The organism is Flavobacterium ustbae, assembly GCF_003946915.1.
GTDB classification, from domain to species: Bacteria; Bacteroidota; Bacteroidia; order Flavobacteriales; family Flavobacteriaceae; genus Flavobacterium; species Flavobacterium ustbae.
In genome coordinates, this window is the sequence record NZ_RPOC01000012.1 from 38,427 (window position 1) to 59,675 (window position 21,249).

The 21,249-nt window shown below is 33.0% G+C and carries 21 protein-coding genes; 6 read left to right on the forward strand and 15 right to left on the reverse strand.

Annotated elements, in window-relative coordinates; translation table 11 throughout:
* The first annotated feature begins 4 nt into the window (after positions 1-4).
* Both EG814_RS14985 and tsaB read left to right on the forward strand, forming a co-directional pair.
* Positions 5-1,297 carry an efflux RND transporter periplasmic adaptor subunit gene (locus EG814_RS14985; RefSeq protein ID WP_125722710.1) on the forward strand — a complete coding sequence of 431 codons (1,293 nt, stop codon included), beginning with the start codon at positions 5-7 and terminating at the stop codon, positions 1,295-1,297.
* Positions 1,298-1,329: 32 nt separating this feature from the next.
* Positions 1,330-2,001 (forward strand): tRNA (adenosine(37)-N6)-threonylcarbamoyltransferase complex dimerization subunit type 1 TsaB, encoded by a 672-nt coding sequence (gene tsaB, locus EG814_RS14990; RefSeq protein ID WP_125722711.1) that lies wholly within the window; start codon positions 1,330-1,332, stop codon positions 1,999-2,001.
* A gap of 206 nt (positions 2,002-2,207) precedes the next feature.
* Here tsaB and EG814_RS14995 read toward each other — a convergent pair whose 3' ends face one another.
* Both EG814_RS14995 and EG814_RS15000 read right to left on the reverse strand, forming a co-directional pair.
* Positions 2,208-3,020, reverse strand: a complete 813-nt coding sequence (locus tag EG814_RS14995; protein ID WP_125722712.1) for a mechanosensitive ion channel family protein — start codon at positions 3,018-3,020, stop codon at positions 2,208-2,210.
* Positions 3,021-3,129: 109 nt separating this feature from the next.
* The gene (locus EG814_RS15000) at positions 3,130-4,029 is read right to left on the reverse strand and encodes a NifU family protein (protein WP_125722713.1); all 900 of its coding nucleotides are present in this window, start codon (positions 4,027-4,029) and stop codon (positions 3,130-3,132) included.
* Between the two features lie 143 nt (positions 4,030-4,172).
* On the opposite strand from EG814_RS15000, the gene EG814_RS15005 reads away from it, so the two are divergent.
* Together EG814_RS15005 and EG814_RS15010 are read left to right on the forward strand one after the other, a co-directional pair.
* The gene (locus EG814_RS15005; protein ID WP_125722714.1) at positions 4,173-5,162 is read left to right on the forward strand and encodes a PorP/SprF family type IX secretion system membrane protein; all 990 of its coding nucleotides are present in this window, start codon (positions 4,173-4,175) and stop codon (positions 5,160-5,162) included.
* Positions 5,163-5,172: 10 nt separating this feature from the next.
* A complete protein-coding gene (locus EG814_RS15010) occupies positions 5,173-5,688 on the forward strand; it encodes a gamma carbonic anhydrase family protein (RefSeq protein WP_125722715.1) in 516 nt (171 codons plus the stop codon).
* A 96-nt stretch (positions 5,689-5,784) separates the two neighbouring features.
* Here the strand turns inward: EG814_RS15010 and EG814_RS15015 are convergent, their stop codons facing one another.
* From EG814_RS15015 to EG814_RS15035, 5 genes are all read right to left on the reverse strand, one after another.
* A complete protein-coding gene (locus EG814_RS15015; RefSeq protein ID WP_125722716.1) occupies positions 5,785-6,501 on the reverse strand; it encodes a LytR/AlgR family response regulator transcription factor in 717 nt (238 codons plus the stop codon).
* Positions 6,502-6,654: 153 nt separating this feature from the next.
* Complete coding sequence (locus EG814_RS15020) at positions 6,655-7,785, reverse strand: sensor histidine kinase (protein ID WP_125722717.1); 1,131 nt, start codon at positions 7,783-7,785, stop codon at positions 6,655-6,657.
* The gene (locus EG814_RS15025) at positions 7,786-8,109 is read right to left on the reverse strand and encodes a DUF4907 domain-containing protein (protein WP_125722718.1); all 324 of its coding nucleotides are present in this window, start codon (positions 8,107-8,109) and stop codon (positions 7,786-7,788) included.
* Entirely contained in the window at positions 8,099-9,103 is a 1,005-nt protein-coding gene (locus tag EG814_RS15030; protein WP_125722719.1) for a Kelch repeat-containing protein, read from the reverse strand. Before EG814_RS15030 ends, EG814_RS15025 begins: the two co-directional genes overlap by 11 nt.
* A 14-nt stretch (positions 9,104-9,117) precedes the next feature.
* A complete protein-coding gene (locus EG814_RS15035) occupies positions 9,118-9,927 on the reverse strand; it encodes a DUF6268 family outer membrane beta-barrel protein (RefSeq protein ID WP_235830986.1) in 810 nt (269 codons plus the stop codon).
* Between the two features lie 264 nt (positions 9,928-10,191).
* Between EG814_RS15035 and EG814_RS15040 the strand changes: the two genes are divergently transcribed.
* The gene (locus EG814_RS15040) at positions 10,192-11,511 is read left to right on the forward strand and encodes a DUF4270 family protein (protein ID WP_125722721.1); all 1,320 of its coding nucleotides are present in this window, start codon (positions 10,192-10,194) and stop codon (positions 11,509-11,511) included.
* Complete coding sequence (locus EG814_RS15045) at positions 11,512-12,747, forward strand: PorV/PorQ family protein (RefSeq protein ID WP_125722722.1); 1,236 nt, start codon at positions 11,512-11,514, stop codon at positions 12,745-12,747.
* 4 nt (positions 12,748-12,751) lie between these two features.
* On the opposite strand, the gene murI is transcribed toward EG814_RS15045, so the two are convergent.
* From murI to EG814_RS15085, 8 genes are all read right to left on the reverse strand, one after another.
* Positions 12,752-13,528 (reverse strand): glutamate racemase, encoded by a 777-nt coding sequence (gene murI / locus EG814_RS15050; RefSeq protein ID WP_125722723.1) that lies wholly within the window; start codon positions 13,526-13,528, stop codon positions 12,752-12,754.
* Positions 13,529-13,676: 148 nt separating this feature from the next.
* Positions 13,677-14,180 (reverse strand): OmpH family outer membrane protein, encoded by a 504-nt coding sequence (locus EG814_RS15055; protein WP_206430316.1) that lies wholly within the window; start codon positions 14,178-14,180, stop codon positions 13,677-13,679.
* Between the two features lie 14 nt (positions 14,181-14,194).
* Positions 14,195-15,232, reverse strand: a complete 1,038-nt coding sequence (locus tag EG814_RS15060; RefSeq protein WP_125722724.1) for an OmpH family outer membrane protein — start codon at positions 15,230-15,232, stop codon at positions 14,195-14,197.
* A gap of 42 nt (positions 15,233-15,274) precedes the next feature.
* Positions 15,275-18,016 carry an outer membrane protein assembly factor BamA gene (gene bamA / locus EG814_RS15065; protein WP_125722725.1) on the reverse strand — a complete coding sequence of 914 codons (2,742 nt, stop codon included), beginning with the start codon at positions 18,014-18,016 and terminating at the stop codon, positions 15,275-15,277.
* Positions 17,949-18,689, reverse strand: a complete 741-nt coding sequence (locus EG814_RS15070; protein WP_125722726.1) for an isoprenyl transferase — start codon at positions 18,687-18,689, stop codon at positions 17,949-17,951. The genes bamA and EG814_RS15070 overlap by 68 nt, the downstream gene beginning before the upstream one ends.
* Before the next feature lie 3 nt (positions 18,690-18,692).
* On the reverse strand, positions 18,693-19,385 hold the full coding sequence (porG, locus tag EG814_RS15075) for a type IX secretion system protein PorG (protein ID WP_125722727.1): 693 nt from the start codon (positions 19,383-19,385) through the stop codon (positions 18,693-18,695).
* Between the two features lie 173 nt (positions 19,386-19,558).
* Complete coding sequence (locus tag EG814_RS15080; RefSeq protein ID WP_125722728.1) at positions 19,559-20,443, reverse strand: NAD kinase; 885 nt, start codon at positions 20,441-20,443, stop codon at positions 19,559-19,561.
* 90 nt (positions 20,444-20,533) lie between these two features.
* A complete protein-coding gene (locus tag EG814_RS15085; RefSeq protein WP_125722729.1) occupies positions 20,534-21,193 on the reverse strand; it encodes a CBS domain-containing protein in 660 nt (219 codons plus the stop codon).
* Positions 21,194-21,249 lie beyond the last annotated feature (56 nt).

Sequence of the window (21,249 nt, forward strand, 5' to 3'; positions counted from 1 at the left end):
TATTATGTCAAAAAAAACAGTTTATTTCTTATTAGGTGGTGCATTATTACTTATTGTGGCTTTGGTTGTTCTTTCTAAGAAAGGAGTAATAGGAAATAAAGAGGAAGGAAAAGAAGTAGAAATTGCAAAAGTTACGGCTTCTACAATTGTTGAAACCGTTTCGGCTACAGGTAAAATTCAGCCTGAAATCGAGGTTAAAATTTCACCTGAAGTTTCTGGAGAAATCATATTATTGAATGTAAAAGAAGGGCAAGTTGTAAAAAAAGGAGATTTATTAGTTAAAATTAATCCTGATTTATATACTTCAAGCTACAATCGTTCGGTTTCTAATTTGTCAGGATCAAAAGCTGGTTTAACGCAGTCTGAGGCTAGTTACAAAGAAGCAAAAGCCAATTACGAACGTAATAAAACCCTATACGACAAAGGCGTAATTTCAAGATCGGATTGGGATAAAGCCATCGCCTCTTTTGAAGTGGCAAAAGCAACCAAACAAAATTCCTATTATAACGTTCAGAGTGCATCGGCTTCTGTAAGTGAAGCAAGAGATAATTTAGGACGTACTACTATTTATTCTCCAGCAGACGGAACGATTTCTGTTTTGAATGTAGAATTGGGAGAAAGAGTTTTAGGAACACAACAAATGGCTGGAACAGAACTTTTGCGTGTTGCCAACCTGAATAATATGGAGGTCGAAGTTGACGTAAACGAAAATGACATTGTAAAAATAAAAATTGGCGACGAAGCAAATGTAGAGGTCGATGCTTATTTGAAAAAGAAGTTTAAAGGAACTGTGACCAGTATCTCAAATTCTGCAAGCACAGCATTGACTTCAGATCAAGTAACCAATTTTAAAGTTAAGGTTCGTATCTTAAAAGAGTCGTATCAAGATTTGTTAGAAGGAAAACCAAGCGCATACTCTCCTTTTAGACCAGGAATGACTGCTACAGTAGATATTATTACAACCACAAAAACTAATGTTTTGGCAGTGCCAATTAGTTCTGTTGTAGTAAAATCGGATACTACAGCAGTAAAAGATTTTACGGTTGAAGATCCAAATGAAGACAAAAAAGCGGCTCCAAAAAGCGATAAAAAATTCGAATGCGTTTTTGTTAAAGTTGGGGATAAAGCTAAAATCAGGGTCATTAAAACTGGAATTCAAGACGATACTAATATCGAAGTAATGTCTGGATTAAAATCTGGAGATGTAGTAATTACAGGTCCTTATACAACTGTTTCTAAAGAACTTAATTCTGGCGATAAGGTAAAGCTTAAAAAATCGGAAGCTCCAAAAAAATAATATAATACCACAATAATTTAAAATCTAATACTTTGTCTTTTATTCTCAATATCGAAACGGCTACTAAAAATTGTTCTGTATCTATTGCAAAAGATGGCCAGACCATTGTTTGCAACGAATTGTCAGATGAAGGATATTCGCATGCCGAAAAACTTCATGTTTTTATTGAAGAAGTAATAGAAAAAGCAGGCATTTCTGCGCAAGATTTAGCAGCTGTTGCAGTTAGTCAAGGTCCAGGATCTTATACAGGTTTAAGAATTGGTGTTTCGGCAGCAAAAGGCCTTTGTTACGCTTTAAATATTCCGTTAATTGCTGTAGATACCTTGCAGACTCTAGCTTCTCAGGCTGGAGTGACAGACGGAAAAATCATACCGATGCTGGATGCGCGCCGTATGGAAGTTTACAGCGCCATTTTTAATTCGGATTTGACACTTGAAAGAGCTATTAAAGCGGAAATTATTGACGAAAATTCATTTCAGGAATATACAGACAAGCTTTATTTTGTTGGCGATTGTGCCGATAAGTGTAAACCTGTTTTAACTGCAGCCAATTTTGTTTTTTTAGAAAACATAAAATATCCTTCGGCTCAAGCAATGAGTAAAATCAGTTTTGAAAAGTATCAAAAAAGCGACACTGTAGATGTCGCTTATTTTGAACCTTATTATCTGAAAGATTTTATGATTGCTCCACCAAAGAAGCAATAATTATTTACTTAGACGAAATTTGCTTTTAAACACATAGTACCGATAGCTATCGGATTTAAACTTATAAAAGCGTTTCAATTATTTAAATGCACATCGTTGGACTATGCGAAAGAAATGTTTTTCTCTTTGTTACCTTCTACGTGCATAGAATCTATGTTTCTATGTGTTAAAGATTAACTTTTCAATTTCAATAATACTGCTAAATGTTATTTCTGTATAGTATACGGCTGAACAGAGATTCCCGCTTCATCCAAAGCAATTTTGCAATTCTCTAAAGTATCAGCCACTACAGAACCAAAATTTTCCTTTTTCGCCCACGGACGCACAGCAAAATCTACAGAACTTGCAGATAAGTTTTTTACAAATACTTCTGGTGCAGGATTTACCAATACTTTTGGGTTTTTTAATAAAACTTCTAGAAGAACATCTTTTGCTTTTTTAATATCAGAATCATAAGAAATAGAAAAAGTTAAGTCTGCTTTTCTTTCTTCCTGCATAGAATAATTGATTATAGTTCCGTTAGAAAGAGCTCCATTTGGCACAAAAACGATTTGATTGTTTCCAGTAATCATTTTGGTAACAAAAATTTGAATCTCGTCAACGGTAGCAATAATCCCTTGCGCTTCAATAGTATCTCCAACCTTAAAAGGTTTGAAAACAATAATTAGCATTCCTCCAGCAAAATTAGAAAGCGAACCTTGAAGCGATAGACCAACAGCAAGTCCCATTGCTCCTAAAATAGCAACAAACGACGAAGTTTCGATTCCTAGCTTAGATATAAAAGTTACAAAAAGTAAAATTCGTAAGGCCCATAATAAAATATCGGCAAGAAATTTAGTCAATGTTGGATCAAGATTTCTCTTGACCATTATTTTTCTAATGATTCTATTAATTAGTCTGATGGCATATAAACCAACAAACAATATTAAAAATGCCGAAATTAATTTTGGAGAATAATCTAATAAAACGTTTAAAAATCTTGTGGCGTAATTGCCAAGTTTATCTGGATCGATGTTCATATTTTTTTAAAATAAAAAAACCTTCTCAAAAAGAGAAGGTGGTATTAATGTTGCAAATATAGGTATATTATTTAGATGATAAAAAGCCATCGAAACGGCATTTTTAATCTTATGCGTTTACAGCTTCTACTTTAATAGCTTCATCATTCAGCATACTTTTCAGCATGTTTTCGATACCACTTTTTAGAGTAAAAGTAGAAGAAGGACAACCGCTACAAGCACCTTGCAATAGTACTTTTACGGTTTTATCATCTTCATTATAAGATTCAAAAGCAATGTTTCCGCCATCTGCAGCTACAGCTGGTTTTACATATTCTTCTAAGATATTGATAATCTGCTGCGAAGTAACATCCAATTTATCAAACGCTTCATCTTTAGTAACTTCATTTTTTGTAGCAGTTTGGATAAGATTTTCGTCTAAAACAGTTCCGCCATTTTCGATAAATTGTTTAATGAAAGTTCTTAGTTCTAAAGTAATTTCAGACCAATCATTGATTTCGTATTTAGTAACAGAAATATAATTTTCGTCAATAAAAATCTCTTTCACATAAGGAAATTTAAATAATTCCTGCGCTAGCGGAGAAGAAGCAGTCTGATCGATATTTTTATATTCCACAGCATTACGAGTCAGCATTCTGCTTACAACAAATTTCAGAGCAGAAGGATTGGGAGTAGTTTCTCCGTATACCGTAATAGGCTGTTTTTTAGCCTTATTTTCATCAACTTTAATGATAACGCCACCTTTATCAACAAAAGCAGTAATCTGCTCGGCAACCGCGTCTTTTACATCGTCCCAATCCACAATGCTATATCTTTCAATAGCAATAAAATTTCCAGAGATATAAACGGTTTTTACAAACGGTAAATAGAATAATTGTTGCGCTAGGGGAGAAGCTTGTGCCTCGTCAATATTTTTGAACTCAAAGTTTTGATTTTGAGTAATAAAGTCTTCAAATTCAAACTTTAAAATAGTTGGATTTTGGGTTTCTTTTATAGTGATTTTAGTCATGATTATATATTTTTTGCAAATTTACTAAAGTTATTTTCTACTAATGGCTATATTTGATTTTTTAATGAAATAATTAAGACTCTTTTCAAATAAATCGTGTTAAATTGCAAGAGTGAAAATTATATAGAAACAAAATTGCCTTTATGAAATTTAAAATCAAGGTTTTATTAATTTTTTTCATTACGGTTTCGTACTCTTATTCTCAAGAGGGAATACCTGTTTATTCCGATTACTTGTCTGATAATTATTACTTAATTCACCCTTCTATGGCAGGTGCAGCAAACTGTGCCAAGATTAGATTGACCGCCAGAAAACAATGGTTTGGACAAGAAGATGCTCCATCATTGCAAACCTTAAGTTTTAATGGAAGAATAGGAGAACGTTCTGGGGCTGGTATTATTCTTTTTAATGATAAAAATGGTTATCATTCTCAAAAAGGACTAAAGCTTACGTATGCGCATCATATTTTGTTTTCAAGAGATGAAATCGATTTGAATCAGTTGTCATTTGGTATTAGCGGAGGCGTCATGCAGAATCAACTGGACGAAACAAAATTTGGACCTACTTTAGATCCACTTATTTCTAATTCTATTCTTAACGATCATTATTTTACCATGGATGTTGGCGCATCTTATAATTATTTGGATTTTTACGCCCACGCTACGGTTCAAGGTCTAATACAAACTAGAAAAGACTTGTATTCTGATTATGAGAATAATAATTTGAGAAAGTTTTTATTTAGCGCAGGTTATGTGTTTGGTAAAAATGGCAATTGGACTTGGGAGCCTTCTATTCTTTTTCAGTATTTTGATCAAACGAAAGGAAAAACACTCGATTTGAACATGAAAGCCTATAGAAATATGGATTTTGGAAGTCTTTGGGCTGCGTTATCATACAGAAGAGCTTTTGACGGAGCGCAATATATTTCAGGAAATAGTGTGTCAACTCAAAAACTGCAATATTTTACACCTATTGTTGGAGTTAATTTCAAGAACTTTATGTTCGCTTATACTTATTCGCAAGTAATGGGAGATGTTAAGTTTGATACGGGCGGATACCATCAAATTACTTTAGGAATTAATTTATTCTGCAGAAAAGCACGTTACGACTGTAATTGTCCTGCAATTAACTAATTTTATTTTTATGCTGATTAAATCTGTAAACGGAAAATCGCCTCTTATTCCAGAGGATTGTTATGTTGCCGAAAATGCTACAATTGTAGGAGATGTTATTTTTGGAGCTTCTTGCAGTGTTTGGTTTAATGCTGTTGTGAGAGGAGATGTACATTTTATTAAAGTTGGAAATAAAGTAAACATTCAAGATGGTGCCGTAATTCATTGTACGTACCAAAAACATCCGACAATTATAGGAAATAATGTTTCGATTGGGCATAATGCGATTGTACACGGCTGTACAATTCACGATAATGTTTTAATCGGAATGGGAGCAATTGTAATGGATAATTGTGTTATAGAAAGCAATTCGATAATAGGGGCGGGCTCTGTAGTGACACAAAATACGGTTGTGCCTTCAGGAACTATTTATGCCGGAATCCCTGCCAAAAAAGTAAAAGATATTGACCAATCTGATTTTGCAGGTGAAATAGAACGTATCTCGAATAATTATGTAATGTATTCGAGCTGGTTCAAAGAAGAATAACTTTAAAAAACTTCAAAAAAGAAATTCCAAATTCCAATGCTCAGCAAGTTTTGGAATTTGGTCCCGAAACTTCGGGATTATTTGGAATTTAAAAAATTAGAGGTTGATTTTTTCGAAGAAAGTATTTTTATAGCTTTCGCTGATAGGAATTCGTTTATCGCTTATTAATACTTTGTTTTTCTGAATCGATTTTACGTGTTTTATATTGATAATATACGATCTGTGAATTCTTGCAAAACCTTTGCTGGAAAGTAAATTTTCCAATTTAATTAAACTAATTAGTGTAAGCGTAAACTTATTGTCGGTTGTATAAATTTTTACATAATCTTTTAGACCTTCAATAAAAAGAATATCGGCAAAATTCAATTTTACATTTTCATATTCAGCTCGAACAAACATAAAATCCTGTTCAATTTCAGGAGCATTATTATTCTCTGTGAGTGTTTGGTTTGCCAAAGCAGGTTGTAAAGCTTGCTGCGCTCTTACTACGGCTTTTAAAAAGCGATGAAATGGAATTGGTTTTACTAAATAATCGACAGCTCCAAGATTAAATCCTTCTACAGCATAATCAGAATAAGCGGTGGTAAAAATAACCAAAGGCTTTTTTTCTATTGTGTTTAAAAAATCAATTCCAGAAAAATGAGGCATCTCAATATCTAGAAAAACAAGATCAACATTATTCTGATTGATAAATGAAACGGCATCAATAGCATTATTGAAAGTATTTATCAGTTCGAGCGTATCTACTTTTTTGACAAAATCCTGCAGTAATTCTACAGCTAAAGGTTCGTCATCAATAATTACACATTTCATCTTTTCTGAATTAATTTGTTAAAATTTGTTTAGCAGTCAAAAGTAATTTGAAACCAGTAAATTAAGTTTTAAAATTTTCATAAAATACTGGTTTAACTAATCAAAATTATGCGTTTACGGTTATGGTTTTTGTTAGTGTGAAACTATTTATACTTAATGTGTTGCGGTTTTAATTTCGTCTAACTTTAAATTCAAATGAACTCTATAATATTCGTTATCCTGAGTAATGGTTAGTTGGTGTGCGTTAGGATATAAAAGATCAAGACGGCTTTGGATATTTACTAATCCAATTCCCGAATTTTCAGGGTCTTTTACATAATTTTCAATGGTATTTTCGATCCAAAAATCAAGGCTGTTATCCATAATCAGAATCTTAATTTTTACGTGAGCTGCGCCTTTGTAATCGGTTCCGTATTTAAAGGCATTTTCAACAAAAGAAATCAATAATAAAGGCTCGATAAATTTATTTCTAGTATCGCCATGAACATTAATTACAATGTCTTCAATGTTATTTAACCGCAGCTTTTGCAAATCGATATAATTCTGAATATAGTTAACCTCTTTTTCTAAAGCCACCGTTTTATTGTCTGTTTCATACAGCATATAGCGCATAAGTTCAGACAAGGTTACGATGGCATCAGGGACCAAATCAGACTTTTTATGTGCCAAAGAATAAATACTGTTTAAGGAATTAAATAAAAAATGCGGATTGGTTTGTTTGCGCAGGTATATTAATTCGGTATTTGTTCGATGTGTTTCGGCAATCAGTTTATTTTGCTGATTATTATAAAATTCAGTTAGTGTTCTAATAATGGCAGAAATAGTAATAATCAAAATATAGAAAAAAGAAGGGCCAAGCTTAAAGAAAAGTGGCTGTTTCATTTCAATTCTTTCTGTAATTCGTGCTCTTGGCATAAAATTCGGATCATGAAAGTCATGAAAATCATGAGGCACCAATCGGGCTGGCACTATATTCTCAGGTCTTAAATGTCTAAATTCAGGAATAAAATAGTTTAGCCGAATAATCATAAATATTGCAATTAGAACAAATGCAAACGTAAAATAAAGCCAGTATTTTTTTTGCAGTAAATAGTTTGGAACCAAATAAAAATAATTGAGATAAAACAATACAATTCCTGTAAGCCATTGGGCATAAAAATCGTTGTTCATTTTAAATGGACTTTCGTAAAACTGAATTAAAGAAGTTAAAATAAAGAAAATCCATATCGCACAATGGAACAATATTTTGTTGTAGCCCGTATTTTTAATGGTGTCTATCTGCATTTACAATTTTATTTTTAATAAAATTAATTCATTTTTGGTTACCGTTGGAGATAAGTTTTGTTGGAGTTTCTGCTTAACAAGATTAGCCACTTTCAGAGCATCAGCTTCTGTTTCAAAACTTTTAATATTGCTTATTGCGGGAATAACGGTCTGTTTAATTAACAGCTTTTCTTTGGAAGCAATGGTGTATCCCCAGCCTAAATGGGTTTGAAATGAAGCTGTTTTTAAAGTTTCTCTTTTTGTGCAGGATGCAGAAAAAAGAAATGCAAGAACTATTATATTCTTCAAGATGTAACTGAAGAATTGTTTCTTATTAATCATCATTGTTTTGTTCTTCTAATGGCTTAAACTCCCATGCATCATCAAAATAAGTAGAACCAATTCTTCCTAACATATAAAATCCGCGGTTATTGATAGCAAAACCAACAGCATCTGTTCTTGTTGCGCCTTCCATTGGAGATTTTTCTGCCCACAAATCGGTCGTCGGGTTATATTCCCAGATTGTTCTTAGATTTTCACCTCCCACAATATACCCTAAACCATTCATAGAAAAACTGGAAGCATTAGAACGCACAATGGCATAATCGTCGTTATAGCTGTAATCATCGTCTGTATCTTTGTCGATATCTCTTTTTCTAGTCCATACATCTGTTGCTGGGTCAAACTCCCAGAAATCTTCCTGATAAACGCCATTGTTTACACCAGTCACTAAATAAGCTTTGTCTGCAATTGTAAAAACAGTTGCATTACGTCTTTTGTTTCCGCTAAAACCATTTACCAAAGTCCAAGTATTTGCCTGATCATCGTACTGATAAAAATCTTTTAAATAATTGCCATCATAACCGGTTCCGAAATATGCTTTTCCGCCCGCCTGAAAGCCAACAGCTGAGTAACGTGCTGTTCCTGCAAAATCTGTTTTTTGTGTCCAACTGTTTGCTGCAGGATCATATTGGTAAAAGTCTTTGAGTTTGTTTGTTCCGTCATAACCAAGGCCTACGTAACCTTTTTCGTTTAAGGCAAAACTAGAAGCAGAACTCCTTCCTACGCCTGCAAAATCTGCTTTTTGCTCCCAATAATCTCCAGTTGAGTTGTAAGCCCATACATCTTTTAAATAAACATCTCCAGTATAACCGCCAACTACATAGGCATAATCTCTGATAACGAAACTTGTTGCACTAGATCTTGCAGGACCGTCAAAAGATGATTTTTTAATCCAGTTTCCCATCAAATCATCATCATCATTATCATTGCTGCAACTTATAAAAAAGAGGCTTGATAAAAGCGCTGTGAATAAAATTCTTTTTTTTAGATTAATCATAGTGTATTTAATATTTATTGTTTGTATTTGATCCCTATTCCTAAAACGGAACCATTTCCGCTATTGTAGTCGTATATTTTCTGATTATTGCTGTCTAGCAAATTGTATTTTTTGTTGAAATTGTATCCAGCCTTAAAATTTAAAAACCAATCATTTCCAACATTTCTTTCGTATTCTAAAGCCGATGTCATTTGCGATAGCACTGCTTTTTCTGCATTCTTATCTACACGGTCTTTTTGATCTAAATGATAAAAATTTCCATTAAAACCATTCGTCAGGCTAAATTTGTTTCGCTCATTGTTTGAATAAGAAATTTTCGAATCTGGAAATCCAATTCTGAAATCGGTTTTCTCATTCATTTTATAATCAAAAGCCGCGATCGGCATAATTTTAGGACTTCCAAAAGCGGTTGTCCTTCCGGCTCCAACAGTCACATTTAGTTTTGAGCCAAATTGCTGTGTAATTGTCAAACTTCCTAAAACGGTAACGTCCGAAAAATCCAGTTTGCTCTCGAAATTTGCTGTAGGAACAATAGAAAACTGCCATTTTGTTTTTTCTATTATTTCAGATGAATATTCAAACTTGTTTTGAATTTGGTTGAATTTATCCTGACTCGCATAAAAATCATAGGGATTGAATTCATAATTTATCTTCAAATTAGAATATTCTAACGTATTCTTTATTTCACTTTTTGTTCCTAGTTTTTTGTTGTAGAGAACTGCAATATTTGTTTTGCTAAAATTTATCTTTTCTGTTGGCTCTGTTTTAAAGTTTAGAGTAGCACTAAATTTTTTTTGAGCTTTTAAACCTAAAAATGAAATCAAAAAAAGAAAACAAATTAAAAACCTTACTTTCATTATTTATTTTATTGGCTCAAAATTAGAGAGATGATGCCCTTAAAAAAAAGAAGATATATGTATGACGTATTTTGATAGACAAAATCGTCGTTTTTCTAGTCGAATTATAATTTAGAGACAGAATTCATGTTATAGATCAATTTGTGCATTTTGTAGCTTAAAAAAAGGCGGTAGTATATGTTATAGTGCGTCGCCAAAGTGCGCCATTTATATTTGCTCAAAAAACAAATTATGCACAAGTTTATATTGATACTGCTTTTTGTACTAACCTTATTTTCCTGTGGTACAGATACAGATACTGGAGAATTTACTGTCGGATCAGATTATCTGGCTTTGAGCAATAAAGTAATTCTAATTGATACGGTGACAGTAGAAATGTCGACCATCAATTTTGACTCGCTGGTAACGTCAAATCAAGGCAGAATCTTGATCGGAAATTATGACGATCCTATTTTCGGAAAAGTAAAATCGGATAGTTATTTTCAGCTTTCAGGCGATAGTTATGCGTTAAATAGTTCGGGTTCAGATACCGAATCGGTAAATTATGTTTTCGATTCTATTTCGATGATTCTTAAATATGATAAATATTATTATGGCGATACTACAAAAGTGCAGACATTTAATATTCATCGTTTACTTCAAAAAGTTAAGGCTAATACCGATGACAGCAACTTCTATAACAATTCTGCTTTAAATTATAGTTCTGAAAGCTTGGGAAAGATCTCTTTTATACCAAGACCAACTCAAAAGGACTCTATAAATATTAAGATGAATAGTGAGTTTGGAGAAGCTCTTTTTCAGAAAATTAAAAAAAGAGAAATTACAGATTTTGACAGTTTTACAGAATTCTTTAAAGGGCTTGTTTTAGTTTCTGAAACTTCCAATTCTAATATAATAGGATTTAGTGCCTTAAACAGTAAAGTTAGAATGTATTATTCAAAATATATGGCAGATGAAAATGAGGTGCCCTATATTCTCGATTTTACAATTATAGATCAAGCAAAACAGTTCAATTCTATTTCTTTGGATAAAACTGGAACATTACTCCAAAATCTTCCCGTCTCGAGCAGTAACCTCTCCAGTAATTTGACCAATAATCAAGGCTTTATCCAATCGGGAACAGGGGTGGCCTGTAGAGTAGAATTTCCGAATATTAAACAGTTTAAAAATCTTTCGACCAATGGTGCGATCGTAAACGCAGAATTGATTTTGAAGCCTGTAAATAATTCTTATTCTGAGAAATATCCGTTGGCAGATTCTTTAAGTGTTTATATTGGCGATAATTTAAATCGCATAAGCGGCAACTTAGTAAATTCTGCAGGAACCACCGTTTACGGAGTATTAAATAAAAAGAGCGATGAGCTTAACGAAAATGTTGGTTATACTATTCCTATAGGAGCTTTTCTTCAGAAGGAAATGCTTAAAACAAATTCAAGATCGTCCCTTATCTTGACGTTGCCTGGAATTTCAAAATCTGTTGATAGAATTGTTTTAGGAAATCAAAAACACACTAATAAGATTCAGCTGAAAATTTATTACATCTCTTACTAAATGAAAAATAATATTGTTTTTTGGATCGGTTTCCTTTTAATACCGCTAACTTCCTTTTCGCAAAGTATTTCCAGTTCTCCGTATTCGCTCTATGGCGTAGGAAGCTTGTATGACTCCGATTTTGGTTATTTGCCTTCAATTGGTGGTTCAGGAATTGCTTTGCCTTCAGATACTTTTATTAATAATCTAAATCCAGCCTCATTAGGATCTATAAATCAGAATCATTTTCTTTTTGATATTGGAGGAAAAGCTATTGCAACAACTTATCAGAATAGCACTCGTACAGAAAATCGAAATAATTTTCAATTTTCTCATTTAGCTTTTGCTTTTCCAGTTTCTAAAAATTCTGGTTTTAGTTTAGCGCTTCGTCCGTATTCTAGTTCTGTATTTAAAATCTCAAATCTGCAGCTTCCAATTGCCGATAGCCAAGAATATTATTATGTAACAGCGCAAGGATCTGGTGGATTGAATAATCTAGATTTTTCATACGGATCTAAAATTGGAAAAAAATTGTCGTTGGGAGTAACAGGTACGGTTCTATTTGGAAATACAGTAGATGATCGTGCTTTTTTAATATCAAATACAATTACAACGATACATAAGAAAACAGATTATAGTGGAGTTCGCGCCACTTTAGGATCTCAGTATAAAATAGATTCAACATTCACAATAGGAGCAACCGTTAAAATTCCTGCCAGAATAAATGCTTCCAAAATACAGACCGTAACAAGCGTTGCAGACGACGTAGAATCTTCTATAGAAACCGATCAGGCTACAGATACAGACGATTATTATATGCCTTTAGAAATTGGTTTTGGAGCCAGTAAAAGATTTAAAAATAATCTGAATGTGACTTTGGATTACGAAAAGAGTTTTTGGAAAAACACAAAGCAATCTGAACTTTATGGCGAATTTGTAAATCAGGATCGTTTTGCACTCGGATTTACTTACAGTGCCAAAAAGAATATAAGAAAATATTGGGATAGAGTGGGGTATGCGGCTGGTGTAAATTTTGATAATGGCTACCTTGAAGTCGATAAACATCGTGTTAATAATGCCTCAATTTCTATTGGATTAAACCTACCTATTGATAATACATTTTCGTCGCTTAATGTTTCGTATTCATACGGTCAGAAAGGCAGAATAGCAAATGATTTGATAAAAGAAAATTACCATAAAATATCAATCAATTTATCGTTGGACGGAATTTGGTTCGTCAAGCGAAAATTTGAATAATATTCTAAAAGTCTTTTTTGATTACAGGGTATTTATGATCTAAAATTGACTCCAAAACCGCAGGATTTGAGTTGACATAAAATACAGGATCATGGTCTATATTTTCAGAAAAACCAACTTTATCACGTAGCAGATTTTTGGTCTGGCGCGCAACAGCTTCTCCTGAATCTATTATTTTAATATGATCTGGGAGAATTTTTTTTATTTGTGGAATTAAATACGGGTAATGGCTACATCCTAATACCAAGTAATCAATATTAGCTTCAATCATGGGCTTTAGATAAGATTCTAACAATTGTGTCATTTCTGGCGAATACAAATTACCATCTTCAATAAGCTGTACAAGACCATGGCCAACTTGCTCAATGATCTTCGTATTCTGAAACATCTCAGCTGTTTTATTAAACAATTCACTGTTAAGAGTTCCTTTTGTGGCCAAAATTCCAATTATCTGTGTCTGAGAATTGTTTGCTGCAGGTTTAATTGCTGGCTCAATCCCAACAAACGGAATGTTATAATCTCTACGAAGTTCAAATATAGCATTTGTAGTAGCTGTATTACAGGCCACAACAATTAATTTACAATTGTTTTCGAGTAAAAATTCTACATTTTTTTTACTTAAAGCAACAATCTCATCCTTGCTTTTTTGTCCATAAGGTGCATTTTTACTGTCAGCCAGATAAATGGTTTTTTCATTTGGAAGAAGATCGTGAATGGCGCTCCAAATGGAAGTTCCGCCAATACCAGAATCAAAAACGCCTATAGGATTATTGTTTGTCATAAAGCAAATGTAATATTTTTTAAATATAAATTCGTTATTCTAAGTTAAGTCAAATCTTGAAATTACAACAAAAATTACTTTTAAATTTTTGTAAAAAAAAACTGCTCAATTTTAAAATTGAGCAGTTTAATTATAGGGATTTAATTTCTTAGAATCCTAAATCTTTTTTAACATCAGCAGTGATGTTTGGACCATCAGCTAATAATAAAGTAGATCCATCTAAAACGTATTGGAAACCTTTAGCTTTTCCAACTTTTTGGATAGAAGCTCTTACTTTTTCCATTAATGGTTTTACGATGTCAGTTTCTTTTTGTTGTAATTCTTTTTGAGCATTGTCTCTGTAATCAACAATTCTCTTTTGCATGTCCTGAACCTCTTTAGAACGCTCAGTATTAACAGCATCAGTTACAGTTGTAGCTTCAGCTTCATACTTTTTGATTTTTACTTGATATTCGTCAACCATTTTTTTGTATTCAGCATCATATGTACCACTTAATTTTTGCAGTTGATTTTGAGCGTCAAGCATAGCAGGCATTTTCGACATGATCTCGCTTACATCAACATGGGCTACCTTCGCTTGCGCGTTCATTGTGTTACTTGCTCCTAAAATTAAAATCGCAGCAATTAGTAAAGTTTTGATTTGTTTCATCATTTTTAAAATATTAATTAATTATTGGTCGTATTTGCTTTTTGTTGTTCGGCTTCTTTTGCTTTTTTAGCCGCTTCTCTTTCTTCTAAAATTTTCTTTCTTCTTTCTTCCAATTCTTTTTTACGCTGTTCGTAAAGTAATTGTCTCTCTTCTGCTTTAGACATTCCAGGCTGTTCGGTGGCAGGTGTTTCTCCTGTTGCCGCAGGCGTTGTTGCAGGTTTAGCAGTCGAATTTGTGTTAACAGCTCCGCTTGTTGGTGCAGGAGTTGCTGTTGGTGTAGCTGTTCCAGAAACCGTGCCATTTTTTTTGGCTTCTCTTTCTGCAGCTGCTGCATTTCTTCGATCTTCGTATTCCTTTCTCTTAGCTTCCTGCTCTAATTTTCGATCTTGAATTAATTTTTCTCTAGCGGCTCTTTTCTCATCAAGTGCTTTCTGGCGATCTTGCATTGCTGGATTATCATCAATAGCATTTTCAATATTTTCTTTAGCCTCTTGCTGTTTCAATTCTTTTTTCGTCAGCTGTTCGCGTTTTTCAGTACGATTTAAAACTCTTAAAACCTGATCGCTGATATCAAATCTTTTATTGCTAAAAAGCATTGTAAGATCTGATGATTTATCAAAAACAAAATCGTAATTTTTTGCTTCAGCTATATCTTGCACAGCAGTAAAAACCTGATCTTGTATAGGCTTTGCTAAAGCTGCTTTTTGTCTCATAAGATTTCCGTCAGAACCAAACTGTTTCTGTTGGTAATCCATCATTTCTTGTTCAAGAAACTTAATTTCAGTTTCTCTTTCTTCTATTAATTCTTTTGTAAGTAAAGCTTTTTCTGTTTTTAAGCTTTCCTTCAAATTGTTTATATTTAATTTTTTAGCCTCAACTTCCTGTTTCCACTTTTGAGCTTTTTGCTCTAATTGTGATTTAGCTTCTTTATAATCGGAAACATTTTCTAAAATATATTCCATGTCGATGTAGCCTATTCTAGTCGTCTTACCTTGTGCCTGACTTGTATTTGCTACAATCAAGGCTAAAAATATAAATAAAAATTGTTTTCTCATAACATAACTTTATTTGATGATTTTTAACCAAACGTTATTTCACTAAAATTGTTGTCCAATGATAAAGTGCGTTTCCCATCCATTAGGTTTTGTTTGTCCTGGAAGAGCATCAAATCCATAACCAAAGTCAATACCTAATAATCCAAATGCAGGCATGAATACACGTAAACCAGCACCAGCAGAACGGTTTAAGTCAAACGGGTTGTAATCTTTAAACGTTGGATATGATGAACCTGCTTCTAAGAATGTTAATGCATAAATAGAAGCCGATGCTTTTAATGTAATTGGATAACGTAATTCCATAGAGAATTTATTGTATATCGTTGCTCCAATTGGATCACCAACACTATTTACCGGAGTTAATGAGTTGTTAGGATATCCTCTTAACTGAACATTCTCTCTACCATCCATGTTATAGTTAGCCATTCCATCTCCTCCTAAGTAAAAACGCTCAAACGGAATTACTCCCCTTTGTTGATTGTAAGCTCCTAAGAAACCAAACTCTGTAAGGGTTCTCAATACTAGTTTTCCATATACTTTAGTATACCAATCTCCTTTAAATTTAACTTTGTAATATTCTAACCAGTTGTATTTTTTCTGATCGACTTTTGCTACATCTGTGTCTGCACTTGCGTAATCAGATCCTACACTCGTAACTCTTCCTGATGAATCAGTTTTTATATAATCACCATTATTAAGTGGCTGTCCAAAATCATCTGATCTATTTGCACCAGTATATTGAGTCTTATATTCTTTTTGGTTTTGCAAATCACCATAATCAATACCATTAAATAATGAGTATGGAGGTGTAACTTTTGCACTAATACTAAATTCAGAACCATAAGTCGGGAATATCGGGTTTACCCCTTTATTACTTCTTGAAAGTCCAATAGTATAAGCTAAATTTCTTGATGCACCATTACCAAAAGTAAACAAACCTGTATTATAATTATTCAAGTCGTAGTGCTGATAACTTACAGATTGTGATAATACAAAATAGTCATCTGGAACAGTTAACCTTTTAGCTAAACCAACTTGCACTGTAAAAATATTAAAACTTTTGCTTCTATCAACAGTTCGGGTAACGAAATTGTTAAGAAATTGCTTACTGTATGAAATTGATGAACTAAACTGTACTGGTTTTTTTCCTCCAAACCAAGGCTCTGAGAATGACAAACTATAAGTTTGAAAGTAAGTACTTCCCTGTAAACGAAGTGCAACTTTTTGCCCATCTCCCATTGGTAAAGGCTTGTAGGATTCTTTATTAAAGATATTTCTAGCCGAGAAGTTATTGAACGAAAGCCCTAAGGTTCCGATGAAACCTCCTCCTCCGTAACCTCCCTGAAGCTCTACCTGGCTAGATCCTTTTTCTACAACATTATATTCGATATCAACAGTTCCAGCACCTGCATCTACGTTTTTAAACTTCGGATCGATTGCTTCAGGATCAAAGAAACCTAATTGTCCAATCTCACGAATCGTTCTTACTAATTGTTCTTTACTGTATTTTTCTCCTGGCTTTGTTCTTAACTCACGATAAATAACGTGATCGTTTGTTTTGTCATTTCCAACAACCGTAATTTTGTTGAAATAAGCAATAGGACCTTCTGTAACTCTAATCTCAAAATCGATAGTATCGTTAACCGTTTTAACCTCTACCGCATTAATGTTTGAGAATAGATAACCGTTGTTTTGGTATAAGTTCGTAATATCTTCGGCATCTGGTTTTGTCTTATCAGCAATTCTTTTTTCTAATAAAACTCCGTTATACGTTTCCCCTTTTTTAATTCCTAAATAACGGCTCAAAAGCTGGTCTGAATAGACAGTATTTCCTAAGAACTTAATGTTTCCGAAGTAGTATTTATTTCCTTCTTCTACGTTAATATTAATAGCAAGGGTGTTTTTTTGTTTATTATATTTTACAGAATCATAAATTATACGAGCGTCACGATATCCTTTTTCTTTGTACGCTGCGATTACTTTTTCTAAGTCAGTTTTGTATTTCTCTGGAATAAATTTAGAAGCCTTAAAGACACGAATAAAGTTTTTCTGTTTGGTGTCCTTCATTGCAGCTCGCAATTGAGTGTCTGTAAGTTGTTTATTTCCAGTAAAATCAATGTTGCTGATTTTTACTTTATCTCCTTTATCTATTCTAACAAGCATATTAACTTGATGCCCGTTTATGGTATCTGGAGTATTTGTAATAGTAACTTTCGTGTTATAAAAACCTTCTTTTTTGTATTTATTTTCGATGTAATTTTTGGTCGTAGTGATTAAGTTTTCGTTGACAATTTTGTTCTTTGTCAAGTTATTATCTTTAATTAAGCCTTCTATTTTACTTTTCTTAACCCCTACAATTTTAACTTCATTTAATTTAGGAAGCTCAACGATATCTAAGTCTAAATAAATACTGTCGTTTTCTACTTTATTAACATAAAAAGCGATTTCATCAAAAAGTCCTAGTTTACCTAATTTTTTAATTGCGCTACTGATCTCTTCTCCTGGTACAGTAATTTCTTGACCTTTTTGAAGTCCTGAAAACGTAACAACAGTCTGTTCATTGAAGCTTATTTTACCAACAACAGAAACTTTAGCTAGAATATATTTTTTCCCTTGATCAAAAGGAACTCTTTCCTGTGCTTTAACTTGTGAAAAACTACCCAGTAGTAAAAGGGTACAGATTATTTGCGGTATTCTTTTTTGTAACACTAAAAACTTATTTAATTTGTTCACTGGTTTTTCCAAATCTACGTTCTCTTTTTTGATAACTAATAATAGCCTCATATAAATCTTGGTCTTTAAAGTCTGGCCATAAGACATTAGTAAAATATAACTCTGCATAAGCGATCTGCCACAGCAAAAAATTACTTATTCTATGTTCTCCACTGGTTCGTATTAATAAATCTACGTCAGGTAAATTTTGCGTGTAAAGATGCTCATTTATAATTGAATCGTCAATAGTGTCTATTGAAATTATATTATTTTTAACTTTATCACTAATTGACTTTACAGCATTAACCAGTTCCTCTCTAGAGCCGTAGCTTAGAGCCAGAGTAAGAGTTAAGCGAGTATTGTTTTTAGTCTTTTCCATAACATCCAAAAGTTCTTTTTGGGCTGTTTTTGGCAATTTATCAAGATTTCCAATAGCGTTAAGTCTGATATTGTTTTCTTGAAGGGTAACAAGTTCTTTTTTTAATGAATTAATCAATATTTTCATTAGTGCCTGTACTTCAAGTTTTGGGCGGTTCCAGTTTTCTGTAGAGAAGGCGTATAAGGTTAAATACTCAATTCCAAGCCTAGCTGTGGTTTTGATTATTTCTTTTACAGATTTGGTGCCATTTTCGTGGCCAAATGCACGCAGAAAGCCTTGTTGTTTTGCCCAGCGTCCGTTGCCGTCCATAATAATGGCAAGGTGTTTTGGTAGGTTGGTGTGATCTATTGATTCTATTAAATTCATTTTTTATTCTGCGCAATAGCATGGTTTCTGTCCAAAGGTATACGTTAAAGTAATACCCGAAAAAACATACCAGTCATTATTATTTAAATTTCCAAACTTTAGGATAGTTGAATTGCTTGTGTTTGGGTTACTTCCGTCAATATTATCTGTAAAAGTGTAACGTGCTCCAACTTCAGCCCCTAAAACAAAGCGGGGTGTTATATTTGATTTTATACCTAATATTATAGGTATTGCAATTGAGCTTTGATTTTTTTGAGAATATACGATATTTGGGTTTGTACTATATCTGTATAAATTATCGAAAAGAAAATAGTTTACACCCGAAAACACGTAAGGGGTTACTTTGGTGTGATAATCATGCAGGTTAAAGTCGAAAAAATTGAACTCTAGACCAGCAGAAAGTTCTTTAATGTTATTCTCAAAACGATATCCTCTTCCGCTACGCCCGGTTTCATCAGATTTTAGGTCGTTTCCAACGACGTTTGACTGTGTGTAGGAGAATCGCCAAGAATGTCTAGCACTTCTATTCCATTTATATAGAATACCAAAAGCTGGTTTTTCTGGGGCAATATAAGTTGTTTTTCCGACATCACCTACAAAGTTGCTTCCACCAAGAAAAACACCAATCTCATTGATTTGAGCATTAAGTGTAATAAAGGGGAAAAAACATAACAATAAATTAAAAATTTTCTTCATTTAATTCAAAATTGCGTGCAAATATAATAATTATCAATACGAATCAAAGTTCCTTTGCTTAAATGTGCTTTTTTTTCAATTTACGTTATGATTTTGAGCCATTTAATGATGATTCACTACATGCAGAACGAGAAAATGTGGTATTATCGTATAGTGAAGAATCAGAAAAGAGTTTAATTTCTTTTATCTTCTCCCCAGAGCAGTTTGTTTCTCAAGGTCTTTAAGAAAGTTTCGCCTGGTATTTCGACCATTTTAATTTTGTAATCGGTTTTTTTAATTTTTAAAACAGATTCGTTTTTTACTGATGAAATTCTCGAATCTAAAGAAACAAGATATTGATCTTCTCTTCCTGTCACACGTAGTGTAATTTCGGTATCATCAGGAATAACAAGAGGTCTGGCGGTTAAATTATGAGGTGCAATTGGCGTAATTACAAGGCTTTTAACATCTGGCGTTAAAATTGGTCCGCCACAGCTTAAAGAATATCCTGTAGATCCAGTTGGCGTTGAAATGATTAATCCGTCGGCCCAATAAGAATTTAGATATTCATTATTTAAATAAGTTTCTACTGTAATCATCGAAGTCGTGTCTTTTCTGCTGACTGTAACTTCGTTCATTGCAAAATTAAGTTCTTTAAAAGCTTCATTATAAGGTTCGCAGCTTATTCCTAACAAAGTTCTTTCAGAAGTGGTGTAGTTTTGATCTATCACAAATTGCAATAAACTTTCGATGTTCTCTTTCTGAACTTTAGCAAGAAAACCCAATCGGCCTGCATTTATACCTAATAATGGAACCCCCGAATTACGAACAAAAGCAGCGGCTCTTAAAATCGTACCATCACCACCAATACTAATCAGCATTTCAAAACTATTGTCTAAAGCAGTGCTTGGAGAAAAAGTTTTGTATTCTTTTTTTACAAGCTGTTTTTCATAAAGCATTTTCAGAAAGTTTTCTTCAATTACCATTTCGACATTATTGGAATTGAAAAAAGAGAAAATATCTTTTATAATAGGTTCGGTGCTATTCTGATAGTATTGTCCGTAAATGGCTATTTTCATCTGGTGTTTAATCGATTTTTTATTTAATTGTTTAATCGTTAATTTTCTTCGTTAAAGCGATTAAACAATTAACCGATTCAACAAACAATACTATATGTTTAAGTATTTGTCTAAATAATCTGATCGCTCTTTTAAGCTGTTAATATAAGTGTCTTCCTGATGTTCAGAAATAATTTCGTAACCATATCTTCTATAAGTCTGGATAATTTCATTGATTGCTCCCAAACCAATTTTTACCGTAATCTGAACATTTTCGGTATCAGCTTCAGAAACAAAACAGCCTAAAATTTTGCCGTTATTGCTTTCTACAATTTGGCTTACCTCACTCATAGAATAATCCAAAAGCCCTTTTTGCACAATAATTATAGCGCCAGGTTCTTTTAAAAATGGTGTTTCTTGAAAAAACTTCATGATGTCTACCATTTCATAATATCCTATATAATTATTGTTTTCATCAAGAATAGGAAGAATATTGGTGTGGTTTTTGGCAAAAACTTCTAAAACATCCAGCCAAATCATCGATTTTCTGGCAAAAAAACGTTCTAGAGTATATTTGTAATCAATTGCTTTTTTTTCAATGTCAAATGTTTCAACATCGTCAGAAGAGATGCTTCCAATAAAAATACCATCTTCTAAAATCGGAAAATGAGAAAAATTTACATCGATAAAAAAGTCCTGAATCGAGGCTATCGTTTCCTGACTGTCAATCGCTCTGAAATCGTTTGTGATATAGTTTGTAATTTCTGTCATAAATCAATTGAGGATATTTAGATGCAAAATAATCAAAAAATACCGAAAACTGCTCT